Source organism: Cedecea sp., from assembly GCF_036500665.1.
Taxonomy (GTDB): Bacteria; Pseudomonadota; Gammaproteobacteria; order Enterobacterales; family Enterobacteriaceae; genus Cedecea.
In genome coordinates this window covers 14345-36983 of record NZ_DASYBS010000009.1, presented here as the reverse complement: position 1 = coordinate 36983, position 22639 = coordinate 14345, and the positions used below count along the sequence as shown (strand labels likewise).

Sequence of the window (22639 nt, the reverse complement as noted above, 5' to 3'; positions counted from 1 at the left end):
AAAGATGTTAAAAAAGGCGGCCTTGCTGGTCGCCTTTCTTGTTTCTGCCATGTAACATTGCCTGTCAAAATTGCCTGAGAATTCCTTCTTCTACCAGCATCTGGCACGCGATGAATAAAACCCGTCAGCAAGAACTTAGCCTCTGGCTAAAGCAGCAAAGTCTTATCTCTCGCCGTTGGCTTGGCCTGTCACGCCTGCTCGGTTTGATCAGTGGTTTACTGATTGTTGCCCAGGCCTGGCTGCTGGCCCGCATTCTCCAGCACATGATTATGGAAAATATTCCGCGTGAAGCGCTGCTCATGCCGTTTATTTTACTGATTCTGGTATTTGTTCTGCGCGCATGGATTGTCTGGCTGCGGGAGAAAGTTGGTTTTCATGCCGGGCTGCATATCCGCCAGGAGATTCGCCGCCAGGTGCTCGACAGGCTGCATCAGGCCGGACCAGCCTGGATTCAGGGCAAACCCGTTGGCAGCTGGGCGACGCTAGTCCTCGAGCAGATTGAAGACATGCACGACTATTACGCGCGTTATCTGCCACAGATGTCTCTGGCCGTCATGGTCCCCCTGCTGATTATCATCGCTATCTTCCCTATCAACTGGGCGGCGGCGCTGATATTGCTGGGGACAGCCCCGCTGATCCCACTCTTTATGGCACTGGTCGGCATGGGTGCAGCCGATGCTAACCGCCGAAATTTCCAGGCGCTGGCGCGGCTCAGCGGCCACTTCCTGGACCGCCTACGGGGCATGGAGACATTGCGCGTCTTTAACCGCGGTGCGGCAGAGACCGAAAACATTCGTGCAGCAAGCCAGGACTTCCGTCAGCGCACTATGGAAGTGCTGCGCATGGCGTTTCTTTCTTCCGGCGTGCTTGAGTTCTTCGCGTCTTTATCTATCGCCGTGGTGGCCGTCTATTTCGGCTTCTCTTATCTCGGCGAACTTAATTTTGGCCATTATGGCACCGGCGTGACGCTATTTGCAGGCTTCCTGGCGTTGATCCTTGCACCAGAATTTTTCCAGCCGCTGCGGGATATGGGGACCTTCTATCACGCCAAAGCCCAGGCCGTGGGTGCCGCAGATACGCTGATGACCTTCCTCGACTCTCCTCTGCAGCATCCGGAACAGGGTACCGCGCAGCTTTCCGGCAGCGGGCCATTTGCCATTGAAGCTCGTGAGATGACTATCCTTTCTACCGAAGGGAAAGTCCTTGCCGGGCCGCTTAACTTTACGCTTCCTGCCGGCCAGCGCGTCGTCGTGGTTGGGCAAAGCGGCGCGGGCAAAAGCTCCCTGCTCAATGTCATTTCAGGCTTCCTGCCTTATCAGGGGCAGCTGCTGATTAACGGTGTGGAAATGGCGAAGCTGTCACCGGAGTGGTGGCGCGAACAGCTAAGCTGGGTTGGGCAAAATCCTCAGCTACCGGCCGCCACGCTGCGTGACAACGTTTTATTAGGCTCACCTGATGCCGACGAAGCCAGCCTGCGATACGCGCTTGAGAAAGCCTCAGTGACCGAATTTTTGTCGCTGCTGCCTGAAGGCATCGATACCTCACCAGGCGACCAGTCCATACGTTTATCTGTCGGTCAGGCTCAGCGAGTCGCCGTTGCACGAGCGCTGCTTGCGCCTTGTGGGGTCCTACTGCTGGATGAGCCAGCCGCAAGCCTTGATGCTCATAGCGAACAGCGCGTGATGGAGGCCCTTACTGAGGCATCGCGCCAGCAAACTACCCTGATGGTGACCCACCAACTGGACTACATCAGCGATTGGGACCAAATTTGGGTTATGCGTAACGGGCAGATTGTTCAGCAAGGAAACTTTGCACAGCTATCGGTTGAAGATGGGCCCTTTGCTGCGTTACTGGCCAGCCGCCAGGAGGAGATTTAATGCGCGCCCTGCTGCCTTATCTGGCGCTTTACCGTCGCCATAAATGGTTATTGTCTTTAGGCATTGTGCTGGCGATTGTGACGCTTCTTGCCAGTATTGGTTTGTTAACGCTGTCAGGCTGGTTCCTGTCTGCCTCTGCCGTGGTTGGCGTTGCCGGACTCTACAGCTTTAACTATATGCTGCCTGCCGCAGGCGTTCGTGGCGCTGCTATCACCCGTACCGCAGGCCGCTATTTTGAGCGTCTGGTCAGCCACGATGCCACCTTCCGCGTACTGCAGCATTTACGTGTTTCAACCTTCAGCAAGCTGCTGCCGCTCTCCCCTGCCGGGCTGGCGCGCTTCCGCCAGGGAGAATTGTTAAACCGCGTGGTGGCGGATGTCGATACGCTGGATCACCTTTATTTACGGGTTATTTCACCGCTCGTCGGTGCTTTTGTCGTCATCGTGGTGGTGACTTTTGGCCTGAGTTTTCTTGATACAACCCTGGCGTTAACGCTCGGCGGGATTTTGCTCGCTACCCTGTTATTGCTGCCGCCGCTGTTTTACCGTGCCGGTCAGCCAACCGGCGAAGCCTTGACCGTCCAGCGCGGTAACTATCGCCAACGGTTGACCGCATGGCTTCAGGGCCACGCAGAGCTCACTATTTTCGGCGCAGCAACGCGCGCGCGCGAACAGTTAGATGCTACGGAAAACAGCTGGCAGGAGGCTCAACGTCGGCAGGCCGGATTAACTGCCCTGTCGCAGGCCGTGATGCTGCTCATCAGCGGTATTGCCGTGCTGGCTATGCTGTGGATGGCGTCAGCCGGCGTCGGCGAAAGCCAGTCTCCCGGCGCGCTGATTGCCCTGTTCGTGTTTTGTGCGCTGGCAGCCTTCGAGGCAATGGCTCCGGTTACCGGCGCCTTCCAGCATCTCGGCCAGGTTATTGCCTCTGCGCTACGGGTAACGCAAATCACCAGCCAGGCTCCGGACGTGACTTTCCCTGAGACCACGCTGCCCGAGCAACAGCAGGCGGCTCTCGAGATTCGCGGAATCAGCTTTACCTACCCAGGGCAAAGCCAGCCAGCGCTGAAAGATATCGCGTTGTCCGTCAAAGCGGGACAACGCATCGCCATCCTCGGCAAAACTGGCTGCGGCAAATCCACGCTGCTGCAATTGCTTACCCGCGCATGGGATGCACAGCAGGGTGAGATCCAGCTTAACGGCATCGCCCTCAGCGCGTTTGATGAAGCGACGCTACGCAAGGCAACCAGTGTCGTACCGCAGCGTGTACATCTTTTCAGCGCAACGCTACGCGATAACCTGCTGCTGGCATCCCCTCAGGCAAATGATGAACAGCTCAGCGCCGCACTGGTTCAGGTTGGGCTAGAGAAGCTGCTGGAGGATAGCGGGCTGAATAACTGGCTGGGGGAAGGTGGCCGCCAACTGTCCGGCGGTGAGCTCCGTCGCCTTGCCATTGCGCGAGCGATACTGCATAACGCGCCGCTGATGCTGCTGGACGAACCCACCGAAGGTCTTGATGCCGCAACGGAAAAGCAAATACTTGATTTAATGGAAGAAGTAACCAAGAACAAAACCGTTTTAATGGTCACCCACCGCCTGCGCGGTTTGAACGCTTTCGACAGCATAATTGTGATGGACAATGGGCAAATAATTGAGCAAGGTAATCACGCCGAATTGATGGCGTCCGGCGGACGTTATTATCAATTTCGCCAGCGCCTGTAGGCGTTCCTGATAGACTATATATAACCCTAAATAATTCGAGTTGCAGAAAGGCGACAAGACCGGGAATCTCCAGAAGCATAGCCAACTATGTGACTGGGGTGCGCGGGTGCAGCCAACGCACCTGCAGCTTAAAGTATGACGGGTTTATCAATTTATTATTGCTCTATTGCTCTGGAGTGTTGGTCGTCATGCGCCTGGTGCAGCTTTCTCGTGACTCGATTGCCTTTCCGTCGCCGGAAGGGGCGTTACGTGAACCCAATGGGTTACTGGCGCTTGGCGGCGACCTTGGCCCTGCTCGCCTGCTGATGGCCTATCAACGCGGCATTTTCCCGTGGTTTTCTCCCGGGGACCCTATTCTGTGGTGGTCCCCTGATCCCCGCGCCGTGCTATATCCGGAGCAGTTTCACCTTAGCCGTAGCATGAAGCGCTTTCACCGTACTTCGCCTTATACCGTTACGTTAAACCATGCCTTTGAGCGCGTGCTATACGGCTGCGCGAGCGACCGGAATGAAGGGACATGGATAACAGCAGAAATTGTGGAAGCCTATTTACGTCTGCATGAATTAGGCCACGCCCATTCCATTGAAGTGTGGGACAGAGAAGAGTTGGTTGGCGGCATGTATGGCGTCGCGCAGGGCGCGCTGTTTTGCGGTGAATCCATGTTCAGCCGGCAAGTTAATGCCTCGAAAACGGCGCTGTTAGTTTTCTGCCAACACTTTATTCGCCACGGCGGTAAATTGATCGACTGCCAGGTGCTTAATGAGCACACGGCTTCGCTGGGCGTGATTGAAATTCCCCGCCGGGATTATCTCCATGCATTAGCGGAGCTTCGTCCACAGCATTTAGGCTCTCACTGCTGGGTTCCACAGACGCTGGAGCAATAATGTTTAACAACATATTTTATGTGAGGGTGTTATAATTAGCGCCGCTAAGTGGCTTTTGCCTGCTACCCCGCCATTGTCTGGGATTTATTGTTTAAGGGAATACCCTCTCATTTATCTCCTTGCGTTCTTCATCGCAGACGTTGCTATGCGGCAAACTGTTAACCGGCGGGTAATAAGCAAAATGCACTTTCACTGGTGATTTCACCAACAATTCTTTACATGATAAGCGAACTTCGGCATTATCTTGCCGGTTCAAACTACGGTAGTGATACCCCAGAGGATTAGATGGCCAAAGAAGACAATATTGAAATGCAGGGTACCGTACTTGATACGTTACCTAACACCATGTTCCGCGTTGAGCTGGAAAACGGGCACGTGGTTACCGCTCATATCTCCGGTAAAATGCGCAAAAACTACATCCGCATTCTGACGGGCGACAAAGTCACCGTTGAGCTGACCCCGTACGACCTGAGCAAAGGCCGCATTGTCTTCCGTAGCCGTTGATAGTTTCGATTCCGCGGCCTGAGATGGGCGGCGTTGAGAGTTAGTCGTAATAGAAAGGCCGGGCAATGCCCGGCCTTTTTTATACTCGTCGCACGGCGCTAGTGCGCCGCTTCCGGCTTGTGCTTCTGCGCACTGACAAAATTGTAGGTTAGCTGCTGCTGGTCTTTATCCAGCGCAACGGTCACCTGCCCACCGTCCACCAGGCTGCCGAACAGCAGCTCGTTAGCCAACGGTTTTTTCAGGCTGTCCTGAATGACACGCGCCATTGGGCGAGCGCCCATCGCACGGTCATAGCCCTTCTCTGCCAGCCAGTCACGCGCTTCCTGGCTAACTTCCAGCGAAACACCTTTCTGATCCAGCTGCACCTGAAGCTCGACGATAAATTTATCCACCACCTGATGAATCACCTCGGTAGAGAGATGGTTGAACCAGATAATGTTGTCGAGGCGGTTACGGAACTCCGGCGTAAAGATCTTTTTGATCTCTTCCATCGCGTCGGTGCTGTTGTCCTGACGGATAAGCCCGATGGACTTACGTTCAGTTTCCCGTACCCCGGCGTTGGTGGTCATCACCAGAATCACGTTGCGGAAGTCCGCCTTACGCCCGTTGTTGTCGGTCAGCGTCCCGTTGTCCATCACCTGCAGCAGCAGGTTAAAGACATCCGGATGCGCTTTCTCGATTTCATCCAGCAGCAGAACGGCATGCGGATGTTTAATTACCGCGTCCGTCAGCAGACCGCCCTGATCGAAGCCGACATAGCCCGGAGGCGCACCAATCAGGCGGCTTACGGTATGGCGTTCCATGTATTCGGACATATCAAAGCGCAGCAGCTCAATGCCAAGCGACTTCGCCAGCTGAACCGTTACCTCGGTCTTACCGACGCCGGTAGGCCCGGCAAACAGGAACGACCCGACAGGCTTATGATCCTGGCCCAGACCGGCTCGGCTCATCTTGATAGCCTCGGTCAGCGCTTCAATCGCTTTATCCTGGCCAAACACCAGCATTTTCAGGCGGTCGCCCAGGCTTTTCAGCGTATCACGATCGCTGGCGGAGACGCTTTTTTCCGGGATACGGGCAATGCGCGCCACCACGGTCTCGATGTCCGCCACGTTAACGGTTTTCTTACGCTTGCTGACCGGCATCAGGCGGCTACGCGCGCCCGCTTCATCAATCACGTCGATAGCCTTATCCGGCAGATGTCGGTCATTGATGTATTTCACCGCCAGCTCAACCGCAGCACGAATAGCCTTCGCGGTATAACGTACGTCGTGGTGCGCTTCGTATTTCGGCTTCAGGCCGTTGATTATCTGCACCGTCTCTTCAACGCTTGGCTCGGTAATATCAATCTTCTGGAAGCGACGTGCCAGAGCGCGGTCTTTTTCGAAGATATTGCTGAATTCCTGATAGGTCGTCGAACCAATAACGCGAATTTTCCCGCCGGACAGCAGCGGCTTAATCAGGTTAGCGGCATCCACCTGGCCACCCGAAGCCGCGCCAGCGCCGATGATGGTGTGGATTTCATCAATAAACAGGATGCTGTTTTGATCCTGTTCGAGCTGTTTGAGCAGCGCTTTGAAACGTTTTTCAAAATCACCGCGGTATTTGGTTCCGGCCAGCAGCGAGCCAATGTCCAGCGAGTAAATGGTGCAGTCGGCCATCACTTCCGGCACGTCTCCCTGCACGATTCTCCACGCCAGCCCTTCGGCAATGGCGGTTTTACCTACGCCCGATTCGCCTACCAGCAAAGGGTTATTTTTGCGGCGACGGCACAGAACCTGGATGGCACGCTCAAGCTCTTTATCGCGGCCAATCAGCGGATCGATCCCGCCAACGCGCGCAAGCTGATTAAGATTGGTGGTGAAGTTTTCCATACGTTCCTCCCCGCCTGCTTGCTCTTCGTTGACCGGGTTTTCAGAGCCCGATGACTGATTCGGTTCGTCTTTACGCGTGCCGTGAGAGATGAAGTTCACCACGTCAAGGCGGCTGACTTCATGTTTACGCAGCAGATAGGCCGCCTGGGATTCCTGCTCGCTGAAAATGGCCACCAGCACGTTGGCGCCGGTCACTTCGCTGCGCCCGGAGGATTGGACATGGAACACCGCTCGCTGCAGCACACGCTGGAAGCTGAGCGTCGGCTGCGTGTCGCGCTCCTCAACGTTTGCGGGCAGGACCGGTGTGGTTTGTTCGATGAAGGCTTCGAGTTCCTGTCGCAGCGCCACCATATCCACAGAACACGCTTCCAGCGCTTCGCGGGCAGATGGGTTACTGAGCAACGCCAGTAACAGATGCTCGACGGTCATAAACTCATGTCGGTGCTCGCGCGCTCTGGCGAAAGCCATGTTTAAACTGAGTTCCAGTTCTTGATTGAGCATAGGCACCTCCCCAAATTATCGGCCTGGTCAGGCCTTTTCTAGCGTACACAGCAACGGGTACTCGTTCTCCCTTGCATACTGGTTCACCAACGCCACTTTGGTTTCAGCTACTTCTGCAGTAAAGATGCCACAGATAGCTTTACCCTGATAGTGAACCGTGAGCATCAATTGCGTGGCACGTTCAACATCATAAGAAAAGAACTTTTGCAGTACGTCAATAACAAATTCCATTGGCGTGTAGTCGTCGTTCATCAGTATAACTTTATACATGGATGGCGGTTTTAGCGTTTCGCGCAGTTTATCCGCCGCCATTTGGTCAAAGTCCAACCAGTCGTTCGTCTTACCCATTGCGATTTATCATCGTTTGTTGAAGCCCAACACACTGTCAGGCAAAGCCTTATATTGAGTGTAATACGCTTTTAGCAAACGTATTGCATCGTATTCGATCCCGCTGCGTTTTCCCGTTAGCGAGCTACATCACATTAATAGCAATAGCGTTAACTGCTTCAAATTTTTGACTCATTGTTGTCCTGGTTGCCCCGCCAGGCGCTTGACGCAGTGTATAAAATATCTACATTGTAGCGGGGTGAGTTGGCGAGGTTTTGAACAGCCCGCCCTTACCCACCGGTTGATTCCATCTCATTATTAAGATTTACGAAGGATGTCGAAGCATGGAGACGGGTACTGTTAAATGGTTCAATAACGCCAAAGGGTTCGGTTTCATCTGCCCGGAAGGCGGCGGCGAAGACATCTTCGCCCACTACTCCACCATTCAGATGGACGGATACAGAACGTTAAAAGCCGGGCAGCTTGTCAGGTTTGATGTACATCAGGGACCTAAAGGCAACCATGCCAGTCTGATCGTTCCCCACGAGGCGGAAGCGGTCGCGTAGTTCCACTGTTAATTGTGTACATCCCGCAGATAAAATGCCAGCCCGTAAGGCTGGCATTTTTATTTCCAACCGCTCAGATTACTCACGTGCCAGCGCATCAATAGGGTTTAATCGCGCCGCATTTCTTGCCGGCAGCCAGCCAAACAGCACACCCGTTGCGGTTGAACAGCCAAACGCGGTGAGCAGCGCAACCGGCGAGAAACCTATTTGCCAGCCAGGCAGCACAAGCTGCAGCGTAAAAGCAATGAACAGCGACAGAGATATTCCCAGCGCGCCACCGACCAGGCAGACCAGCACCGCCTCAATTAAAAACTGCTGCAACACATCGCTCGCTCGTGCGCCAACCGCCATACGGATACCGATCTCTTTAGTACGCTCGGTCACCGACACCAGCATAATATTCATCACCCCGATACCGCCTACCAACAGAGAAATCACCGCCACCAGCGTCAGGAACATCTGTAGCGTACGTGTGGTCTTTTCCGCCGTTTTCAACAGCCCATCCATGTTGTAGGTGAAAAAATCCTTTCTGGCATGGCGCAGCGACAGCAGGCGATTGAGCTGCTGCTCCGCTTCATGGCTGTCATAGCCCTCCTTCACCCGTACAGTAATGGAATTAAGCCAGCTTTGTCCCATCACTCTCCCGGCCATGGTGTTATAGGGCAGCCAGACGCGCAGCACTTTGCTACTGCCGAACATCGACTGTTTTTCTTCCGCCACGCCAATTACCGTGGCCGGCATATTACCGACCAACACCACCTCACCCACCACGTCGCTTTTGTTCGGGAACAGCTGCCTTTTACTGTTGGCATCCAACACCACAACCTGTGCCCGGCCGTTCATTTGCTCGTCGTTAAAGCTCGCTCCCTGGCTCATTGTCATACCGTAAACATCGAAATAGTCACCGCTGACGCCGTTGACGCTGGCCGCAGCATCCACGCTCCCGTAGCGCAGGCGCAAATTGCTGGAGATGGAAGGCGTCGCTGAACTCACCCAAGGCTGCTGGCGAATCGCCAACAGATCGTCATATTTCAGCGCTTGCTGGAACTGCGGATCGTCATCACCAAAATCTTTACCGGGATAAACGTCAATCGTGTTGGTGCCGATAGAGCGAATATCCTCCAGCACCATCTGTTTTGCGGCATCGCCCACCACCACGATGGAAACCACCGAGGCAATACCAATAATAATGCCAAGCATGGTCAGCAGCGTGCGCATCATGTTGGCAGCCATCGCCAACCACGCCATACCGAGCGCCTCGCGGAAGCTGCTGATAACCTGCTGAACGGACGAACCACTTCGCAGTGCCTGATTTTCAACCGCACGCACTGCAGATTGCTGAACCGGGGGCGGATTGCTGATAATTTCGCCGTCGCGAATTTCGATAATGCGCTGGGCCTGCGCCGCAACCGCCGGATCGTGGGTCACGATAATCACCGTATGGCCGCGCTCACGAAGCTGCTTCAGGGTTGCCATCACCTCTTCACCTGAATGGCTGTCCAGCGCACCGGTTGGCTCATCAGCCAGAATAACCTGCCCGCCGTTCATCAAGGCACGCGCGATACTCACGCGCTGCTGCTGCCCGCCCGAAAGTTGAGACGGAAGATAGTCAACCCGCTCTTTCAGCCCGAGACGCTCCAGCAGTTCGTGCGCACGCTGCTGCCGTTGGGCACGCGTCGTACCGGCATAGACGGCTGGAACTTCCACATTCTGCGACGCATTCAGGTGCGAAAGCAGATGGTAACGCTGGAAGATAAAGCCAAAATGTTCACGTCGCAGGGTGGCCAGCGCATCGTTATCCAGCTTTGCAACATCGACGCCCGCCACCTTGTAGCTACCGCTGCTTGGCTTATCCAGACAGCCAAGAATGTTCATTAGCGTAGACTTGCCGGAGCCTGACGCCCCGACGATCGCCACCATTTCCCCGGCCTCGATCGTCAGGCTGATGCCCTTCAGCACCTCCACCTGCTCTTCACCGGAGGGATAGCTACGACGAATATCCTTTAGCTCAAGCAGCGCGGTCATTTGCTGCTCCCGGTGCTGGCGCGGCCGATCACCACCTCTTCGCCTTCTTCCAGCCCGTTGACGACCTGTACCTGGGTATCGTTACGCATGCCAATGGTAATTTCACGTTCCTTGGTTTCACCATTGCGCAGCACCGTGATGTTATAGCGATTATCACCAATCGGTTCGCCCAGCGCGGCCAGCGGAATGGTCAGCACATCTTTTACGCCACCCAGCTGAATATGCACCTGCGCGGTCATATCCAGACGCAGAATACCTTTCGGGTTCGGCACTTCAAAACGGGCATTATAGAAGATGGCCTCATTGACCTTGTCCGGCGTTGGCAGAATATCTTTCAGTACACCTTCATAGCGGGTCATCGGATCGCCCAGCACGGTAAACCAAGCTTTCTGACCCGGCTTGAGATGAATCACATCAGCTTCGGACACCTGCGCCTTCACCAGCATGGTACTTAAATCCGCAAGCGTCAGAATATTCGGTGCCTGCTGAGCGGCAATCACGGTTTGCCCCTGTAGCGTCGTTATTTGCGTCACTTCGCCAGCCATCGGCGCGACGATGCGGGTAAACTCAAGGTTGGTTTTTGCGGTGCTTAGCGAAGCTTGATTACGCTTGATCTGCGCATCAATCGTGCCCGTCTGCGCTTGCTTAACCGCCAGATCGGTTGCCGCTTTATCGAGATCCTGCCGTGACACGGCCTGCGTTTTCGCCAACGACTGCTGGCGAGAAAGCGTGACTGCTGCAAGTTTACTTTCCGCTACGGACTGCAGACGCTGCGCGTGCAGTTCCATCAGGGTGGCTTCCACCTCTTTAACCTGGTTTTCTGCCTGCTCAGGATCGATAACGCCCAGCAGCTGATCCTTTTTCACTTTATCGCCAATGTTCACCGACAGCGTTTTTAGCTGCCCGCTCACCTGCGCCCCCACGTCAACTTTGCGCACGGCATCGAGCTTTCCGGTCGCCAGAACGCTTTGTTGGAGAGAAGCTTTACGCACAATCATCGTCTGGTAATGAGGTGTTGGAGTATTCAAAAACTGCCAAAGCCAGAGGAAAAATATCACCAGAAACAGCGCGTAAAGCCAGTAACGTTTTTTAAATTTTCCCTTAAGTTTCATATAAATCCTGAAATAGCTAACGCATGATTAAACAAATCTTAAACAAACTGCACAATGTGAAGAAGTGTAACAGTGATTGAATATCGGTTGACGTCCGGCGTGCTGAAATAACGCCATCTTAGTCGAATTCAGGTTTTAATTATGTCCCAGATTGCTGCCGCGCAAGTTACCGAAACCCTGCCTCAAACTGGCTGGAAACTCTTCCTTTCATTAGCAACGGGTGAGTGGCAGCCGGGAGCATCCTGGGGCAAAAAGGCTTATCGCCGCAAGTTTATTTTACGCTCAATGGTGATGCCTGTGCATACCGCCGGCCTGATGAATAGCCTCGCAAACCAGCCGCACCTCGACAGCATGCTGAACGCTCAGCCCGGGCTGCCGTGCCGCCTGCACCGCCCTTACCTTGCACTGCCGCTTAGCCGCAAGGACACGCGCGATGCCATTGGTTACCATTACCAGAAAATTACCGAGAAGATGCCGAAAAAACTGCTTAACGGGCACTTCTCCGCCGAAGGCTATCGCCTGGCAACGCTGGTGGGTAAAAATAACGAACTGATGTTTATCGACCTCAGCTCTCATGACCTGGAAGGCAAAGAAGGCGAAGCGTTCCTCAACTTCTGTAATGAAGACGGCGTTCCCCTGGCGCGTATGACCTTCACCCTTAATCAGTTCGAAGGCAAAAACACCCTGTTCATTGGCTGCCTGCAGGGTGCAAAACCGTGGGTTCCGCATGAGGCGATTCAGGCGGCGACAAAAGCCTGCCATGGCCTGTTCCCGAAACGCATGCTGCTTGAAGTTGCCTGCGAACTGGCGAAGCTGCTCGACGCAGAGCGCATCCTGGCCGTGAGCAACAGCACGCATATCTACCGCTCATGGCGCTACGAGAAGAAGAAAAAAGACAGTTTACACGCAGACTATGACAGTTTCTGGCTGTCGATGAGCGGTGAGCTCCGGGCAGATGGCCTGTTTGCCCTACCGTCTCGCGTAGAACGTAAGCCGCTGGAAGAGATCGCAAGTAAAAAACGTGCTGAATACCGCCGTCGCTATGAGCTTCTGGATGGCATGATGAGCAACATCAACAGCCAGTTCTAAGACGGCATTGCGCCGGGTGCTAATCCGCCCGGCCACGCGCCAGCCACAGCACCCGGGAAAACATTTTACGCAGCAACGGTGGAATCGCATCCACGCCCCTGCGTCCAGCCTCCAGCGCCACCTCAATGGCTAAATCCGGCTTCGACGAACGATGAATGGCTTTGATGATAACCCGGCGCAAATTCATCGGTGCATTTTCGGGGATCTGGGCCACACGATGAAACACATCTGAAAAACCCTGCCGATACATAAAGTGTTCCATATCCAGTGCAGGGAGCGCCGTGAGATGATCGCGCTCCTGGTCACGATCGTTATCCAGTAACCCGCGTACCGTAGCCGCATATTTTTTCCCCGCCTCATCGCCGTCCACCAGCACGTGCCACTCAATGCCCATGCGGCGGGCGAACTTAATCAGCGGCTTCAAACCAGACTGAGCGAACTCAATCACCTTCACCCCTTCAGCATCAAAATGATGCCCACACTGTCGCGCCAGTTCGTTCATTACCCACACTTCTGTTTCGCCTTCCACCAACAGCCAGCAGCGGGAGAACAGCGAAGAAGCACGGTTAAAACGAATATGAAATGCAATTCGTCGGCTGTCTTCCGCGTTCATGCCGCCAGGCCCTAGTCGCCACGCCGCAACTCTGGAAGACTCACGTACCAGACGGCAAACCTGCTCTACCGGCGTAAGGGAGAGTAGCTCACCGGAATTCGTGGTCGTGATTTTTTGCAGCGGCAGCAAATTCAACAGGTGCCAGGCAACCGACAGCATGATCGGGTGCAGGCGAGTTTCCGGATCTTCCACCAGCAGAAGTGGCCGGGCGTCCCGGTCAAGCGCCACGCTGCCTTTCGCCTGTAATAACGTAGAGAACATCCCCAGCAGGATCATTCGGTGCGAACGGCTGCCCGGTTTATCAATCATGCGGTTGATAACATCAAGGTAACGCCAGCTGCGTTGCTCATCGTGAGAACGCCGCCGCATCAAGCGCTGATGGGCTACCGCGCCCTGTTCGGAAAAATAGTGTTCCAGTAGTTGCACCATGGCCGACAGCCCCTGCCGTAGCTGCGCATCGGTAAGGTTTTGTGGTCTCGAGACCAGCTCCCGCGCCAGAAAATCCAGCTGGCGCGCCGTCAGCTCCGTTTCCGGCATCTCGGGCATACCGCCATTACGTAACCGCCGCATAAAACGGGCATCCCTAAGCCGCAGAACAGGGGTCAGGCGAGTAATGTGCATCGCCATTTCGTCGATATTATCCAGCGTCAGCGGCTGGCCGTGAGCGTTGAGAAAACTGCGGAGCGTGAGTACCGTCCCCTCATCCCCCAGCTCGCCTTCCAGACGGTAATAGATGCGATGAAAGCCGTCGTTGCCGCCAACCCATACCGGGGAGAGATTCCGATATCGCCGCCCTAAATGGTGGCCGGACGCCGCTTCCCGAAACGTCAGGATAATCTGAAGGTGACTTTCACGCCCGTGTATGTCGCCAGGGGGAAAATAGAAATCTTCACGAACAAAGTGGTACAACTCGCGGTGCGGTGAAAGCAGCAGCGTCAGGGCATCCAACAGGCTCGACTTACCCCAGGCATTTTCGCCAATCAGCACATTGTTTTGCTCAAGCATTAACGACAAACGGTTAATACCGCGAAAGCCTACAACTTCAACCCGCTCGAGAAACATGCTGCCCCCTGTGCATTCACTTTAAATTCCATCGCTCTTTTCGAGTATAGCGGCAAGCGGGATAGCAATGTAACCACGCAATGTCAAGCGTTACGCGGTAAAACATTCTGGCCATCGCACAATCAATTCGCAGCAACGGGTGAAAAAATTTTGTTATCCAGAATATTCTTACTTCATTCAAAGATACTCTATACTTCTGACACCTATCCCCATAAAAGGAATAACACCTCATTGCCCTAAATCAAAAAACAGGAATTTATTGTGCTGGTGGCGAATTGGCGAAATACCTAATATTAGCGCGCATTTAATATTACTTTCGTCATTCACTTAGTGACGGTGAATTAGCGACAATCGGATTAGCGTGATTTAGCGCGTGAGCCGTAAGTTGTTTCTGGTTTTAGTAGGGGTGGTTATGTTTAGAAAATTAGCAGCAGAGTTCTTTGGAACATTCTGGCTGGTATTTGGTGGCTGTGGTAGCGCGGTATTAGCAGCAGCATTTCCGGAATTGGGTATTGGTTTTGTGGGTGTTGCATTAGCTTTCGGTTTAACGGTGTTAACGATGGCATTTGCCGTCGGTCATATATCCGGTGGTCACTTCAACCCGGCCGTCACCCTTGGCCTGTGGGCCGGTGGCCGCTTCCCGGCTAAAGAAGTGATTGGCTACATAATTGCTCAGGTTATTGGCGGCATTGTCGCTGCGGGTATTCTTTATTTAATTGCCAGCGGAAAAACCGGCTTTGATGCAGCGGCCAGTGGATTCGCCTCTAACGGCTACGGTGAACATTCACCGGGTGGCTATTCCATGCTGTCAGCCATCGTTATTGAAATCGTATTAACCTGTGGTTTCTTAATCGTTATTCATGGTGCAACAGATAAATTCGCGGCACCGGGCTTTGCCCCAATTGCCATTGGCCTGGCATTAACGTTAATTCACTTAATTAGTATTCCGGTAACCAACACTTCTGTAAACCCGGCACGAAGTACCGCTGTCGCTATTTTCCAGGGCGGTTGGGCATTGGATCAGCTGTGGTTGTTCTGGGTCATGCCAATTATTGGCGGGATCCTGGGCGGTATTATTTACCGTACCCTGCTGGAAAAACGTAGCTAAATCGTTATGCGGGCTTACCTCGGTGAGCCTGCCACTTCCCCATCCTCTCCCGCGCAAACCTTTTTCTTCGTCTCTACTCGACTCGTTTCCTTTCTTTCGGTAGTGTGGCAGCCGTCGTAACATTTTACCTACAAGGACTGTCCCTGCCATGCTGTCAGGATTGCTCATTATCCTGGTGCCGCTGATCGCCGGCTACCTGATCCCACTGAAACAAACTCACCTGCTCAAGCTTATTAACCGCCTGCTGAGCTGGATTGTTTACGTGATTCTATTCCTGATGGGCATTAGCCTGGCGTTTCTCGATAATCTCGCCAGCAACCTGCTGACCATCCTGCATTACTCGGTCATCAGCGTAGTTGTGATTTTACTGTGTAACGCAGCGGGCCTTATGCTGCTGGAACGTTCTCTGCCCTGGCGGCACCAGCATAAACAGGAAAAGCTGCCTTCCCGCCTGGCAATGGCGCTGGAATCTCTTCAGCTTTGTGGCGTTGTCGCCCTCGGCTTTCTGCTGGGGCTGACCGGTTTCGAGGTGCTGAAACATGCTACAGAGGCAAGCGAATACACGCTTATCTTCCTGCTGCTGCTGGTCGGAATTCAGCTGCGTAACAGCGGCATGACCATTAAGCAAATCGTCCTTAACCGTCGCGGTATGATAGTCGCCGTCGTGGTCGTCCTGAGCTCGCTGGCCGGCGGGGTGATAAACGCCATGATTCTCGGTTTGCCGCTCAAGACCGGCCTGGCCATGGCTTCCGGTTTTGGCTGGTACTCGCTGTCCGGGATCCTGATGACCGAGTCTTACGGGCCGGTTATCGGCAGCGCCACCTTCTTTAATGACCTGGTGCGCGAACTGCTGGCGATTATGCTGATCCCTGCCCTGGTTCGCCGGAGCCGCTCGACGGCCCTCGGCCTTTGTGGCGCGACCTCAATGGACTTTACCTTGCCGGTTCTGCAGCGCAGCGGCGGTGTGGAGATTGTGCCTGCCGCCATCGTGCACGGCTTTATTCTTAGCCTGCTGACGCCGCTGCTGATGGCTTTCTTCGCTTCCTGATACCTCTCTGGCGGTAGCCTGCTGCCGCCAAAGTTGCGCTATATCAATCTCCCTTTAAGTTGCACCAAAAATTCCTTTAAACCTGTTCTGCTGAGGCCTAACCTTAAACATGTATTTAAAATATAACTTTAAGGTGACATCATGTTTTGTGTGCAATGTGAACAGACCATCCGCACCCCGGCCGGCGACGGCTGCGCCTATGCCCAGGGCGTTTGCGGTAAAACGGCCCAGACTTCTGACCTGCAGGATCTGCTGATCGCGACATTGCAGGGTCTTTCTGCCTGGGCGGTCGCCGCTCGTGAACGCAATATTATCGACCACGAGATTGATAACTTTGCCCCACGCGCCTTCTTCTCTACGCTGACCAACGTTAACTTCGACTCTGCCCGCATCATTGGTTACGCCCGCGAAGCCATCGCCATGCGTGAAGATCTTAAAGCCCGTACGCTGGCTATCAGTCCTTCGGCAGCCGTAACTAACCCCTTGGCAGAACTTCAGCTGGTGAACAACGACCTCGGCGATCTCCAGCGCCAGGCCGCCGACTTTACGCCAAACCGCGATAAAGCCGACATTGGCGAAGACATTCTCGGCCTGCGCCTGCTGTGCCTGTACGGCATGAAAGGCGCTGCCGCGTATATGGAACACGCGCACGTGCTGGGCCAGTACGATAACGACATCTACGCCCAGTACCATAAAATCATGGCGTGGCTCGGCACCTGGCCTGCGGACATGGGCGCCCTGCTGGACTGCTCCATGGAAATCGGCCAGATGAACTTCAACGTGATGAGAATCCTGGATCTCGGGGAAACCGGCAAATACGGCCACCCAACACCAACCCAGGTCAACGTACGTCCGGTTGCCGGGAAATGCATCCTGATTTCCGGCCATGACCTTAAAGATCTCTATAACCTGCTCGAGCAAACCGAAGGCACCGGCGTTAACGTCTATACCCACGGTGAAATGCTGCCGGCGCACGGTTACCCTGAGCTGCGTAAGTTCAAGCATCTGGTCGGCAACTACGGCAGCGGCTGGCAGAACCAGCAAACCGAATTCGCCCGTTTCCCAGGCCCTATCGTGATGACCTCCAACTGCATCATCGACCCAACCGTGGGCGCGTACGATGACCGTATCTGGACCCGCAGCATCGTCGGCTGGCCGGGCGTGAGCCACCTTGAAGGCGATAACTTTGGCCCGGTGATTACCCAGGCTCAGCAAATGGCGGGCTTCCCGTACAGCGAAATCGAGCACCTGATCACCGTCGGCTTTGGCCGCCAGACCCTGCTGGGTGCGGCTGATACGCTTATCGATCTCGTCAGCCGTGAAAAACTGCGCCACATCTTCCTGGTCGGCGGCTGTGACGGGGCGCGCGGCGAACGTAACTACTTCACCGACTTCACCACCAGCGTGCCTCAGGACTGCCTGATCCTGACCCTGGCCTGCGGGAAATACCGCTTTAACAAACTGGACTTCGGCAACATCGAAGGGCTGCCGCGTCTGGTAGATGCGGGCCAGTGTAACGACGCCTATTCGGCGATTATTCTGGCCGTCACTCTGGCAGAAAAACTGGGCTGCGGCGTGAACGATCTGCCGCTGAGCCTGGTGCTCTCCTGGTTCGAGCAAAAGGCGATTGTCATTCTGCTTACGCTGCTGTCGCTCGGCGTCACCAATATCGTGACCGGCCCCACCGCGCCGGGCTTCCTGACGCCAAACCTGCTGGCGGTGCTGAACGAGAAATTTGGCCTGCGCGCCATCACCACCGTTGAGCAAGACATTCAACAGTTAATGAGCGCGTAAGGAGTCCCCATGACCATGCCAACGCCGCTGTGCCCGCACCGTATGCAGGTGCACCATATTCACCAGGAAACGCCGGATGTCTGGACGCTGTCGCTGATCAATCACGACTTCTACCCTTACAAAGCCGGGCAATACGCGCTGGTGAGCATTCGTAACGGCAGCGAGACTCTGCGGGCCTACACGCTCTCCTCCACGCCGGGCCTCAGCGAATTTATTACGCTGACGGTAAGGCGCATCGACGGCGGCGCCGGCTCCCAGTGGTTGACCGGCGAAGTGAAGGTTGGTGACTACCTGTGGCTGTCTGAAGCACAGGGCGAGTTCAGCTGCGAGAACCTGTCGTCAGAAAGCTATCTACTGATGGCGGCGGGCTGCGGCGTCACGCCGATTATGGCCATGCGCCGCTGGCTGGCAAAGCATCGCCCGCAGGCGGACGTGCAGGTTATCTACAACGTGCGCTCTCCGCAGGACGTGATTTTTGCAGACGAATGGCGGCATTATCCGGTGACGCTGGTGGCGGAAAATAACGCCACCCACGGTTTTATTGCCGGGCGGCTGAGCCGCGAGATCCTGGCCGCGGTACCGGATATCGCCGGCCGTACAGTGATGACCTGCGGTCCTGCGCCTTACATGGCTCTGGTCGAGAAGGAAGTTCACGCGCTTGGCGTAAAAGCGTTTTATCAGGAGGTGTTCTTTACCCCGGCCACCGCACCAGCCGCCAGCGGCCTGAAGTTCACTACGCTACAGCCGATGCGTGAGTTTTACTCGCCGGTGGGCAGCACGTTGCTTACCGCGCTGGAAAACAACAGCGTGCCGGTGAATGCCGCCTGCCGCGCCGGGGTTTGTGGCTGCTGTAAAACGAAAGTAGTCTCCGGCGACTACACCGTTTCGAGCACGATGACGCTCACGGAAGAGGAGATTGCCAGCGGCTATGTGCTGGCCTGCTCCTGTCATCCTCAGAGCGACCTGGTGCTCGCTTAAATCTACAAAGGCACCACGCGGTGCCTTGAGACTGCTGACAAAGTTCATTGCTCTAAAAAAGTCCGAACCCAAGTCTAATAAAAACAATGAATAATGTTCTCTGGTTTGCCCCAAACAGTCGAAAACCACGTTTTTCGGCTGTTTGTCATCAATCTGAGGCACCTCGCGGTGCCTCTTCTTTTTTTACCGCCAGGCAGACTTGCCAAACGCGTAACGCCCTGCGCCGCAAAAGACAATCGCCAGCGCGCCGAGGAAAAAGTACATCAGGCTTTCAATGCCCCATGCCCCGGTTTTATCCAGCATAAAGGTTTCCCCCACGCCCACCAGCAGCCAGGCCACAATCATGGTGAATGCCAGCCCAAGCGCGGACAGCCGCGTCAGGATCCCTAAAATAATCAGCAGCGGCGCAAGCACCTCGCCCAGCAGCACGCCGTAGGCCACAAACTCCGGTATGCCGTGCGCGGCAAGCATCCCTTTAATGCCGCCCACGCCGCCAAACAGTTTATGCAGGCCGTGAAACAGCATCAGGCCACCTACCGCCAGGCGCAGGAATAATTTACCCAGATCGTCTTTGCTTAATGCACCATTCACTGCATTTAACAATTTAGTAACCATATGAATTGCCACCCTTTTAAAATGATAACGAGAATAATTTACGCTTAATATTCGGTAACAAATAGCCCCAATTTTAGGGAGGCCTTTACCTGCTCTTACGTGGAATTGAACTAAGCTTGTAAGCGCTATCACACTGGACAAGGAAAACCGATGAAACAATCCGTAGCGGCCTGGCTGGCCAAAACGCTTGAAAGCGCGGGCGTGAAACGTATCTGGGGCGTCACCGGCGATTCACTGAACGGCCTCAGCGACAGCCTCAACCGAATGGGTACCATCAAGTGGATGCCAACCCGCCATGAAGAAGTCGCCGCTTTTGCCGCCGGGGCAGAAGCGCACCTTACCGGTGAGCTTGCGGTCTGTGCGGGCTCATGCGGGCCAGGCAACCTGCACCTGATTAACGGCCTGTACGATTGCCACCGAAACCACGTTCCCGTTCTCGCGATTGCCGCCCATATTCCTTCAAGCGAAATCGGCAGCGGTTATTTCCAGGAAACCCATCCCGAAGAACTGTTCCGTGAGTGCAGCCACTATTGCGAACTGGTCTCTAACCCGGAACAAATCCCGCAGATACTGGCGATAGCCATGCGTAAAGCCATCCTGAACCGCGGCGTTTCGGTCGTCGTACTGCCGGGCGATGTGGCGCTTAAGCCTGCGCCAGAAAACGCGACCACTCACTGGTATCCGGCCCCTCAGCCCGTCGTGGTCCCACATCATGACGAGCTGAAAAAACTGGCCCAGCTGCTACGCTATAACGACAACATCGCTCTGATGTGCGGCAGCGGCTGCGCCGGCGCACACGATGAACTGGTACAGCTGGCGGCCACGCTGAAAGCGCCTATTGTTCACGCCCTGCGCGGTAAAGAGCACGTCGAGTACGACAACCCTTACGACGTTGGCATGACCGGATTAATCGGCTTCTCGTCCGGCTTCCACACGATGATGAACGCCGACACCCTGATCCTGCTCGGCACCCAGTTCCCGTACCGGGCGTTCTACCCGACGGACGCAAAAATTATCCAGATTGATATCAACCCCGGCAGCATCGGCGCACACAGCAAGGTCGACATGGCGCTGATTGGCGATATCAAAGCCACGCTTTCCGCCCTGCTGCCGATGCTGGAAGAGAAAACCGATCGCAGCTTCCTCGATAAAGCGCTGGAGAATTACCGCAAAGCACGTGAAGGGCTGGACGATCTGGCAAAAGCCACCGAAGGCAAACCAATCCACCCTCAATATCTGGCGCAGCAAATCAGCCATTACGCCGCCGATGATGCCATTTTTACCTGCGACGTAGGCACGCCGACCGTCTGGGCCGCACGCTATCTAAAAATGAACGGCAGGCGCCGCCTGCTGGGCTCGTTTAACCACGGCTCGATGGCTAACGCCATGCCGCAGGCGCTGGGCGCAAAAGCCACCGCCCCCGATCGTCAGGTCGTCGCCATGTGCGGCGACGGCGGCTTCAGCATGCTGATGGGTGATTTCCTGTCCGTCGCGCAAATGCAGCTGCCGATTAAAATAGTGGTGTTCAACAACAGCGTGCTGGGGTTTGTGGCGATGGAGATGAAGGCCGGGGGTTACCTCACCGACGGCACCGAACTCCACGACACCAACTTCGCCCGCATCGCCGAAGCCTGCGGCATCACCGGCATTCGCGTTGAAAAACCCGAAGAGCTGAACGCCGCACTGGAACAGGCTTTCAGCACCGATGGCCCGGTGCTGGTGGACGTGGTTGTCGCCAAAGACGAGCTGGCTATTCCCCCGCAGATCAAGCTGGAACAGGCTAAAGGATTCAGCCTGTATATGCTGCGCGCCATCATCAGCGGGCGCGGAGATGAAGTTATCGAGCTGGCGAAAACCAACTGGTTCCGGTAAAAAAGAAGGTTGCCTCAGGCGCCCGGATACTTGTCCGGGCGCAGCCTCTCGATAAAGGACCCGTCATGATCGATTTACGCAGCGATACCGTTACCCGCCCTTCCCGCGCCATGCTTGAGCAAATGATGGCCGCGCCGACCGGAGATGACGTTTACGGCGACGACCCGACCGTTAACGAGCTTCAGGAGTACGCGGCAAAAATCAGCGGTAAAGAAGCTGCCCTGTTTTTACCTACCGGCACTCAGGCCAACCTTGTTGCTTTGCTGAGCCACTGCGAGCGCGGTGAAGAGTACATCGTTGGCCAGGCCGCCCATAACTATCTCTATGAAGCCGGCGGCGCCGCGGTACTGGGCAGCATTCAGCCTCAGCCGATTGACGCGGATCGCGACGGCACCCTGCCGCTGGATAAAGTGGCGGCCAAAATTAAGCCGGACGACATTCACTTCGCACGCACTAAATTATTGAGCCTTGAAAACACCCACAATGGCAAAGTACTGCCGCGCGAATACCTCCAGCAAGCCTGGGAATTCACCCGCAAGCACAACCTGGCGCTGCACGTTGACGGCGCGCGTATCTTCAACGCCGTGGTTTCCTATGGCTGCCAGCTGGAAGACATTACCCGCTACTGCGACAGCTTCACCATCTGCCTGTCAAAAGGCCTGGGCACGCCGGTCGGCTCCCTGCTGGTGGGCAGTAAAGAGTACATCAAACGTGCCGTACGCTGGCGCAAGATGACCGGCGGTGGCATGCGCCAGGCCGGGATTCTGGCGGCAGCTGGCCTGTATGCGCTGAAAAATAACGTTGAGCGCCTTAAAGAAGATCACGATAACGCTCACTGGCTGGCGGGCGAGCTGCGTGAAATCGGCGTCGACGTAATGCGTCAGGATACCAACATGGTGTTCGTGCGCATGACGGCGGAAGAAGCGGAAGATTTAGGCCCCTACATGCGTGAGCGCGGCATCATCATCAGCGCGGGCCCGGCAACGCGCCTGGTCACCCATCTGGACGTCACCCGTGGCCAACTGGCAGAAGTCGTCGCCCACTGGCGCAGCTTCCTGCAAAACTAACGGGA

The 22639-nt window shown here is 55.2% G+C and carries 18 protein-coding genes; 12 read left to right on the top strand and 6 right to left on the bottom strand.

Annotation, left to right across the window (positions count from 1 at the left end):
* The first annotated feature begins 110 nt into the window (after positions 1 to 110).
* From cydD to infA, 4 genes are all read left to right on the top strand, one after another.
* Positions 111 to 1877 carry a heme ABC transporter permease/ATP-binding protein CydD gene (gene cydD / locus VGM55_RS01075; RefSeq protein WP_331634322.1) on the top strand — a complete coding sequence of 589 codons (1767 nt, stop codon included), beginning with the start codon at positions 111 to 113 and terminating at the stop codon, positions 1875 to 1877.
* A complete protein-coding gene (cydC, locus tag VGM55_RS01070; RefSeq protein WP_331634321.1) occupies positions 1877 to 3598 on the top strand; it encodes a heme ABC transporter ATP-binding protein/permease CydC in 1722 nt (573 codons plus the stop codon). The genes cydD and cydC overlap by 1 nt, the downstream gene beginning before the upstream one ends.
* A gap of 188 nt (positions 3599 to 3786) precedes the next feature.
* On the top strand, positions 3787 to 4482 hold the full coding sequence (gene aat / locus VGM55_RS01065) for a leucyl/phenylalanyl-tRNA--protein transferase (protein ID WP_331634320.1): 696 nt from the start codon (positions 3787 to 3789) through the stop codon (positions 4480 to 4482).
* A 285-nt stretch (positions 4483 to 4767) separates the two neighbouring features.
* Positions 4768 to 4986: a translation initiation factor IF-1 gene (infA, locus tag VGM55_RS01060; RefSeq protein WP_002211347.1), complete on the top strand. Its 219-nt coding sequence runs from the start codon at positions 4768 to 4770 to the stop codon at positions 4984 to 4986.
* 98 nt (positions 4987 to 5084) lie between these two features.
* Here infA and clpA read toward each other — a convergent pair whose 3' ends face one another.
* Positions 5085 to 7358, bottom strand: coding sequence for an ATP-dependent Clp protease ATP-binding subunit ClpA (clpA, locus tag VGM55_RS01055; RefSeq protein ID WP_154185013.1), 2274 nt, complete (start codon positions 7356 to 7358; stop codon positions 5085 to 5087).
* Positions 7359 to 7385: 27 nt separating this feature from the next.
* Positions 7386 to 7706, bottom strand: a complete 321-nt coding sequence (clpS, locus tag VGM55_RS01050; protein ID WP_008461103.1) for an ATP-dependent Clp protease adapter ClpS — start codon at positions 7704 to 7706, stop codon at positions 7386 to 7388.
* Between the two features lie 323 nt (positions 7707 to 8029).
* On the opposite strand from clpS, the gene cspD reads away from it, so the two are divergent.
* Positions 8030 to 8251 (top strand): cold shock-like protein CspD, encoded by a 222-nt coding sequence (gene cspD, locus VGM55_RS01045; RefSeq protein WP_008461102.1) that lies wholly within the window; start codon positions 8030 to 8032, stop codon positions 8249 to 8251.
* A gap of 78 nt (positions 8252 to 8329) precedes the next feature.
* On the opposite strand, the gene macB is transcribed toward cspD, so the two are convergent.
* Positions 8330 to 10276, bottom strand: coding sequence for a macrolide ABC transporter ATP-binding protein/permease MacB (gene macB, locus VGM55_RS01040; RefSeq protein WP_331634319.1), 1947 nt, complete (start codon positions 10274 to 10276; stop codon positions 8330 to 8332).
* Positions 10273 to 11388: a macrolide transporter subunit MacA gene (macA, locus tag VGM55_RS01035; protein ID WP_154185015.1), complete on the bottom strand. Its 1116-nt coding sequence runs from the start codon at positions 11386 to 11388 to the stop codon at positions 10273 to 10275. Before macA ends, macB begins: the two co-directional genes overlap by 4 nt.
* A 141-nt stretch (positions 11389 to 11529) precedes the next feature.
* On the opposite strand from macA, the gene VGM55_RS01030 reads away from it, so the two are divergent.
* Complete coding sequence (locus VGM55_RS01030) at positions 11530 to 12477, top strand: VirK/YbjX family protein (protein ID WP_331634318.1); 948 nt, start codon at positions 11530 to 11532, stop codon at positions 12475 to 12477.
* A 19-nt stretch (positions 12478 to 12496) separates the two neighbouring features.
* Here VGM55_RS01030 and VGM55_RS01025 read toward each other — a convergent pair whose 3' ends face one another.
* Complete coding sequence (locus VGM55_RS01025; protein WP_331634316.1) at positions 12497 to 14152, bottom strand: ATP-dependent endonuclease; 1656 nt, start codon at positions 14150 to 14152, stop codon at positions 12497 to 12499.
* Positions 14153 to 14564: 412 nt separating this feature from the next.
* On the opposite strand from VGM55_RS01025, the gene aqpZ reads away from it, so the two are divergent.
* The 4 genes from aqpZ to hcr all read left to right on the top strand — a co-directional run bounded on the left by aqpZ (position 14565) and on the right by hcr (position 19080).
* The gene (gene aqpZ, locus VGM55_RS01020; protein ID WP_061274212.1) at positions 14565 to 15260 is read left to right on the top strand and encodes an aquaporin Z; all 696 of its coding nucleotides are present in this window, start codon (positions 14565 to 14567) and stop codon (positions 15258 to 15260) included.
* Positions 15261 to 15408: 148 nt separating this feature from the next.
* A complete protein-coding gene (locus VGM55_RS01015; protein WP_154185018.1) occupies positions 15409 to 16308 on the top strand; it encodes a lysine exporter LysO family protein in 900 nt (299 codons plus the stop codon).
* Positions 16309 to 16449: 141 nt separating this feature from the next.
* Positions 16450 to 18102 (top strand): hydroxylamine reductase, encoded by a 1653-nt coding sequence (hcp, locus tag VGM55_RS01010; protein WP_331634315.1) that lies wholly within the window; start codon positions 16450 to 16452, stop codon positions 18100 to 18102.
* Between the two features lie 9 nt (positions 18103 to 18111).
* Positions 18112 to 19080, top strand: coding sequence for an NADH oxidoreductase (gene hcr, locus VGM55_RS01005; protein WP_331634314.1), 969 nt, complete (start codon positions 18112 to 18114; stop codon positions 19078 to 19080).
* Positions 19081 to 19263: 183 nt separating this feature from the next.
* Here the strand turns inward: hcr and VGM55_RS01000 are convergent, their stop codons facing one another.
* The gene (locus VGM55_RS01000; protein ID WP_154185021.1) at positions 19264 to 19695 is read right to left on the bottom strand and encodes a DoxX family protein; all 432 of its coding nucleotides are present in this window, start codon (positions 19693 to 19695) and stop codon (positions 19264 to 19266) included.
* A 150-nt stretch (positions 19696 to 19845) separates the two neighbouring features.
* Between VGM55_RS01000 and poxB the strand changes: the two genes are divergently transcribed.
* Together poxB and ltaE are read left to right on the top strand one after the other, a co-directional pair.
* Entirely contained in the window at positions 19846 to 21567 is a 1722-nt protein-coding gene (gene poxB / locus VGM55_RS00995; RefSeq protein WP_331634313.1) for a ubiquinone-dependent pyruvate dehydrogenase, read from the top strand.
* A gap of 65 nt (positions 21568 to 21632) precedes the next feature.
* Entirely contained in the window at positions 21633 to 22634 is a 1002-nt protein-coding gene (gene ltaE / locus VGM55_RS00990) for a low-specificity L-threonine aldolase (RefSeq protein ID WP_331634312.1), read from the top strand.
* Positions 22635 to 22639 lie beyond the last annotated feature (5 nt).

Coding starts and splice junctions, on each gene's coding strand:
- ltaE (WP_331634312.1), top strand. CDS start 21,633: ATGATCGATTTACGCAGCGATACCGTTACCCGCCCTTCCCGCGCCATG.
- clpA (WP_154185013.1), bottom strand. CDS start 7,358: ATGCTCAATCAAGAACTGGAACTCAGTTTAAACATGGCTTTCGCCAGA.
- cspD (WP_008461102.1), top strand. CDS start 8,030: ATGGAGACGGGTACTGTTAAATGGTTCAATAACGCCAAAGGGTTCGGT.
- aqpZ (WP_061274212.1), top strand. CDS start 14,565: ATGTTTAGAAAATTAGCAGCAGAGTTCTTTGGAACATTCTGGCTGGTA.
- infA (WP_002211347.1), top strand. CDS start 4,768: ATGGCCAAAGAAGACAATATTGAAATGCAGGGTACCGTACTTGATACG.
- clpS (WP_008461103.1), bottom strand. CDS start 7,706: ATGGGTAAGACGAACGACTGGTTGGACTTTGACCAAATGGCGGCGGAT.
- hcr (WP_331634314.1), top strand. CDS start 18,112: ATGACCATGCCAACGCCGCTGTGCCCGCACCGTATGCAGGTGCACCAT.
- poxB (WP_331634313.1), top strand. CDS start 19,846: ATGAAACAATCCGTAGCGGCCTGGCTGGCCAAAACGCTTGAAAGCGCG.
- cydC (WP_331634321.1), top strand. CDS start 1,877: ATGCGCGCCCTGCTGCCTTATCTGGCGCTTTACCGTCGCCATAAATGG.
- aat (WP_331634320.1), top strand. CDS start 3,787: ATGCGCCTGGTGCAGCTTTCTCGTGACTCGATTGCCTTTCCGTCGCCG.
- VGM55_RS01000 (WP_154185021.1), bottom strand. CDS start 19,695: ATGGTTACTAAATTGTTAAATGCAGTGAATGGTGCATTAAGCAAAGAC.
- VGM55_RS01025 (WP_331634316.1), bottom strand. CDS start 14,152: ATGTTTCTCGAGCGGGTTGAAGTTGTAGGCTTTCGCGGTATTAACCGT.
- macB (WP_331634319.1), bottom strand. CDS start 10,276: ATGACCGCGCTGCTTGAGCTAAAGGATATTCGTCGTAGCTATCCCTCC.
- cydD (WP_331634322.1), top strand. CDS start 111: ATGAATAAAACCCGTCAGCAAGAACTTAGCCTCTGGCTAAAGCAGCAA.
- hcp (WP_331634315.1), top strand. CDS start 16,450: ATGTTTTGTGTGCAATGTGAACAGACCATCCGCACCCCGGCCGGCGAC.
- VGM55_RS01030 (WP_331634318.1), top strand. CDS start 11,530: ATGTCCCAGATTGCTGCCGCGCAAGTTACCGAAACCCTGCCTCAAACT.
- VGM55_RS01015 (WP_154185018.1), top strand. CDS start 15,409: ATGCTGTCAGGATTGCTCATTATCCTGGTGCCGCTGATCGCCGGCTAC.
- macA (WP_154185015.1), bottom strand. CDS start 11,388: ATGAAACTTAAGGGAAAATTTAAAAAACGTTACTGGCTTTACGCGCTG.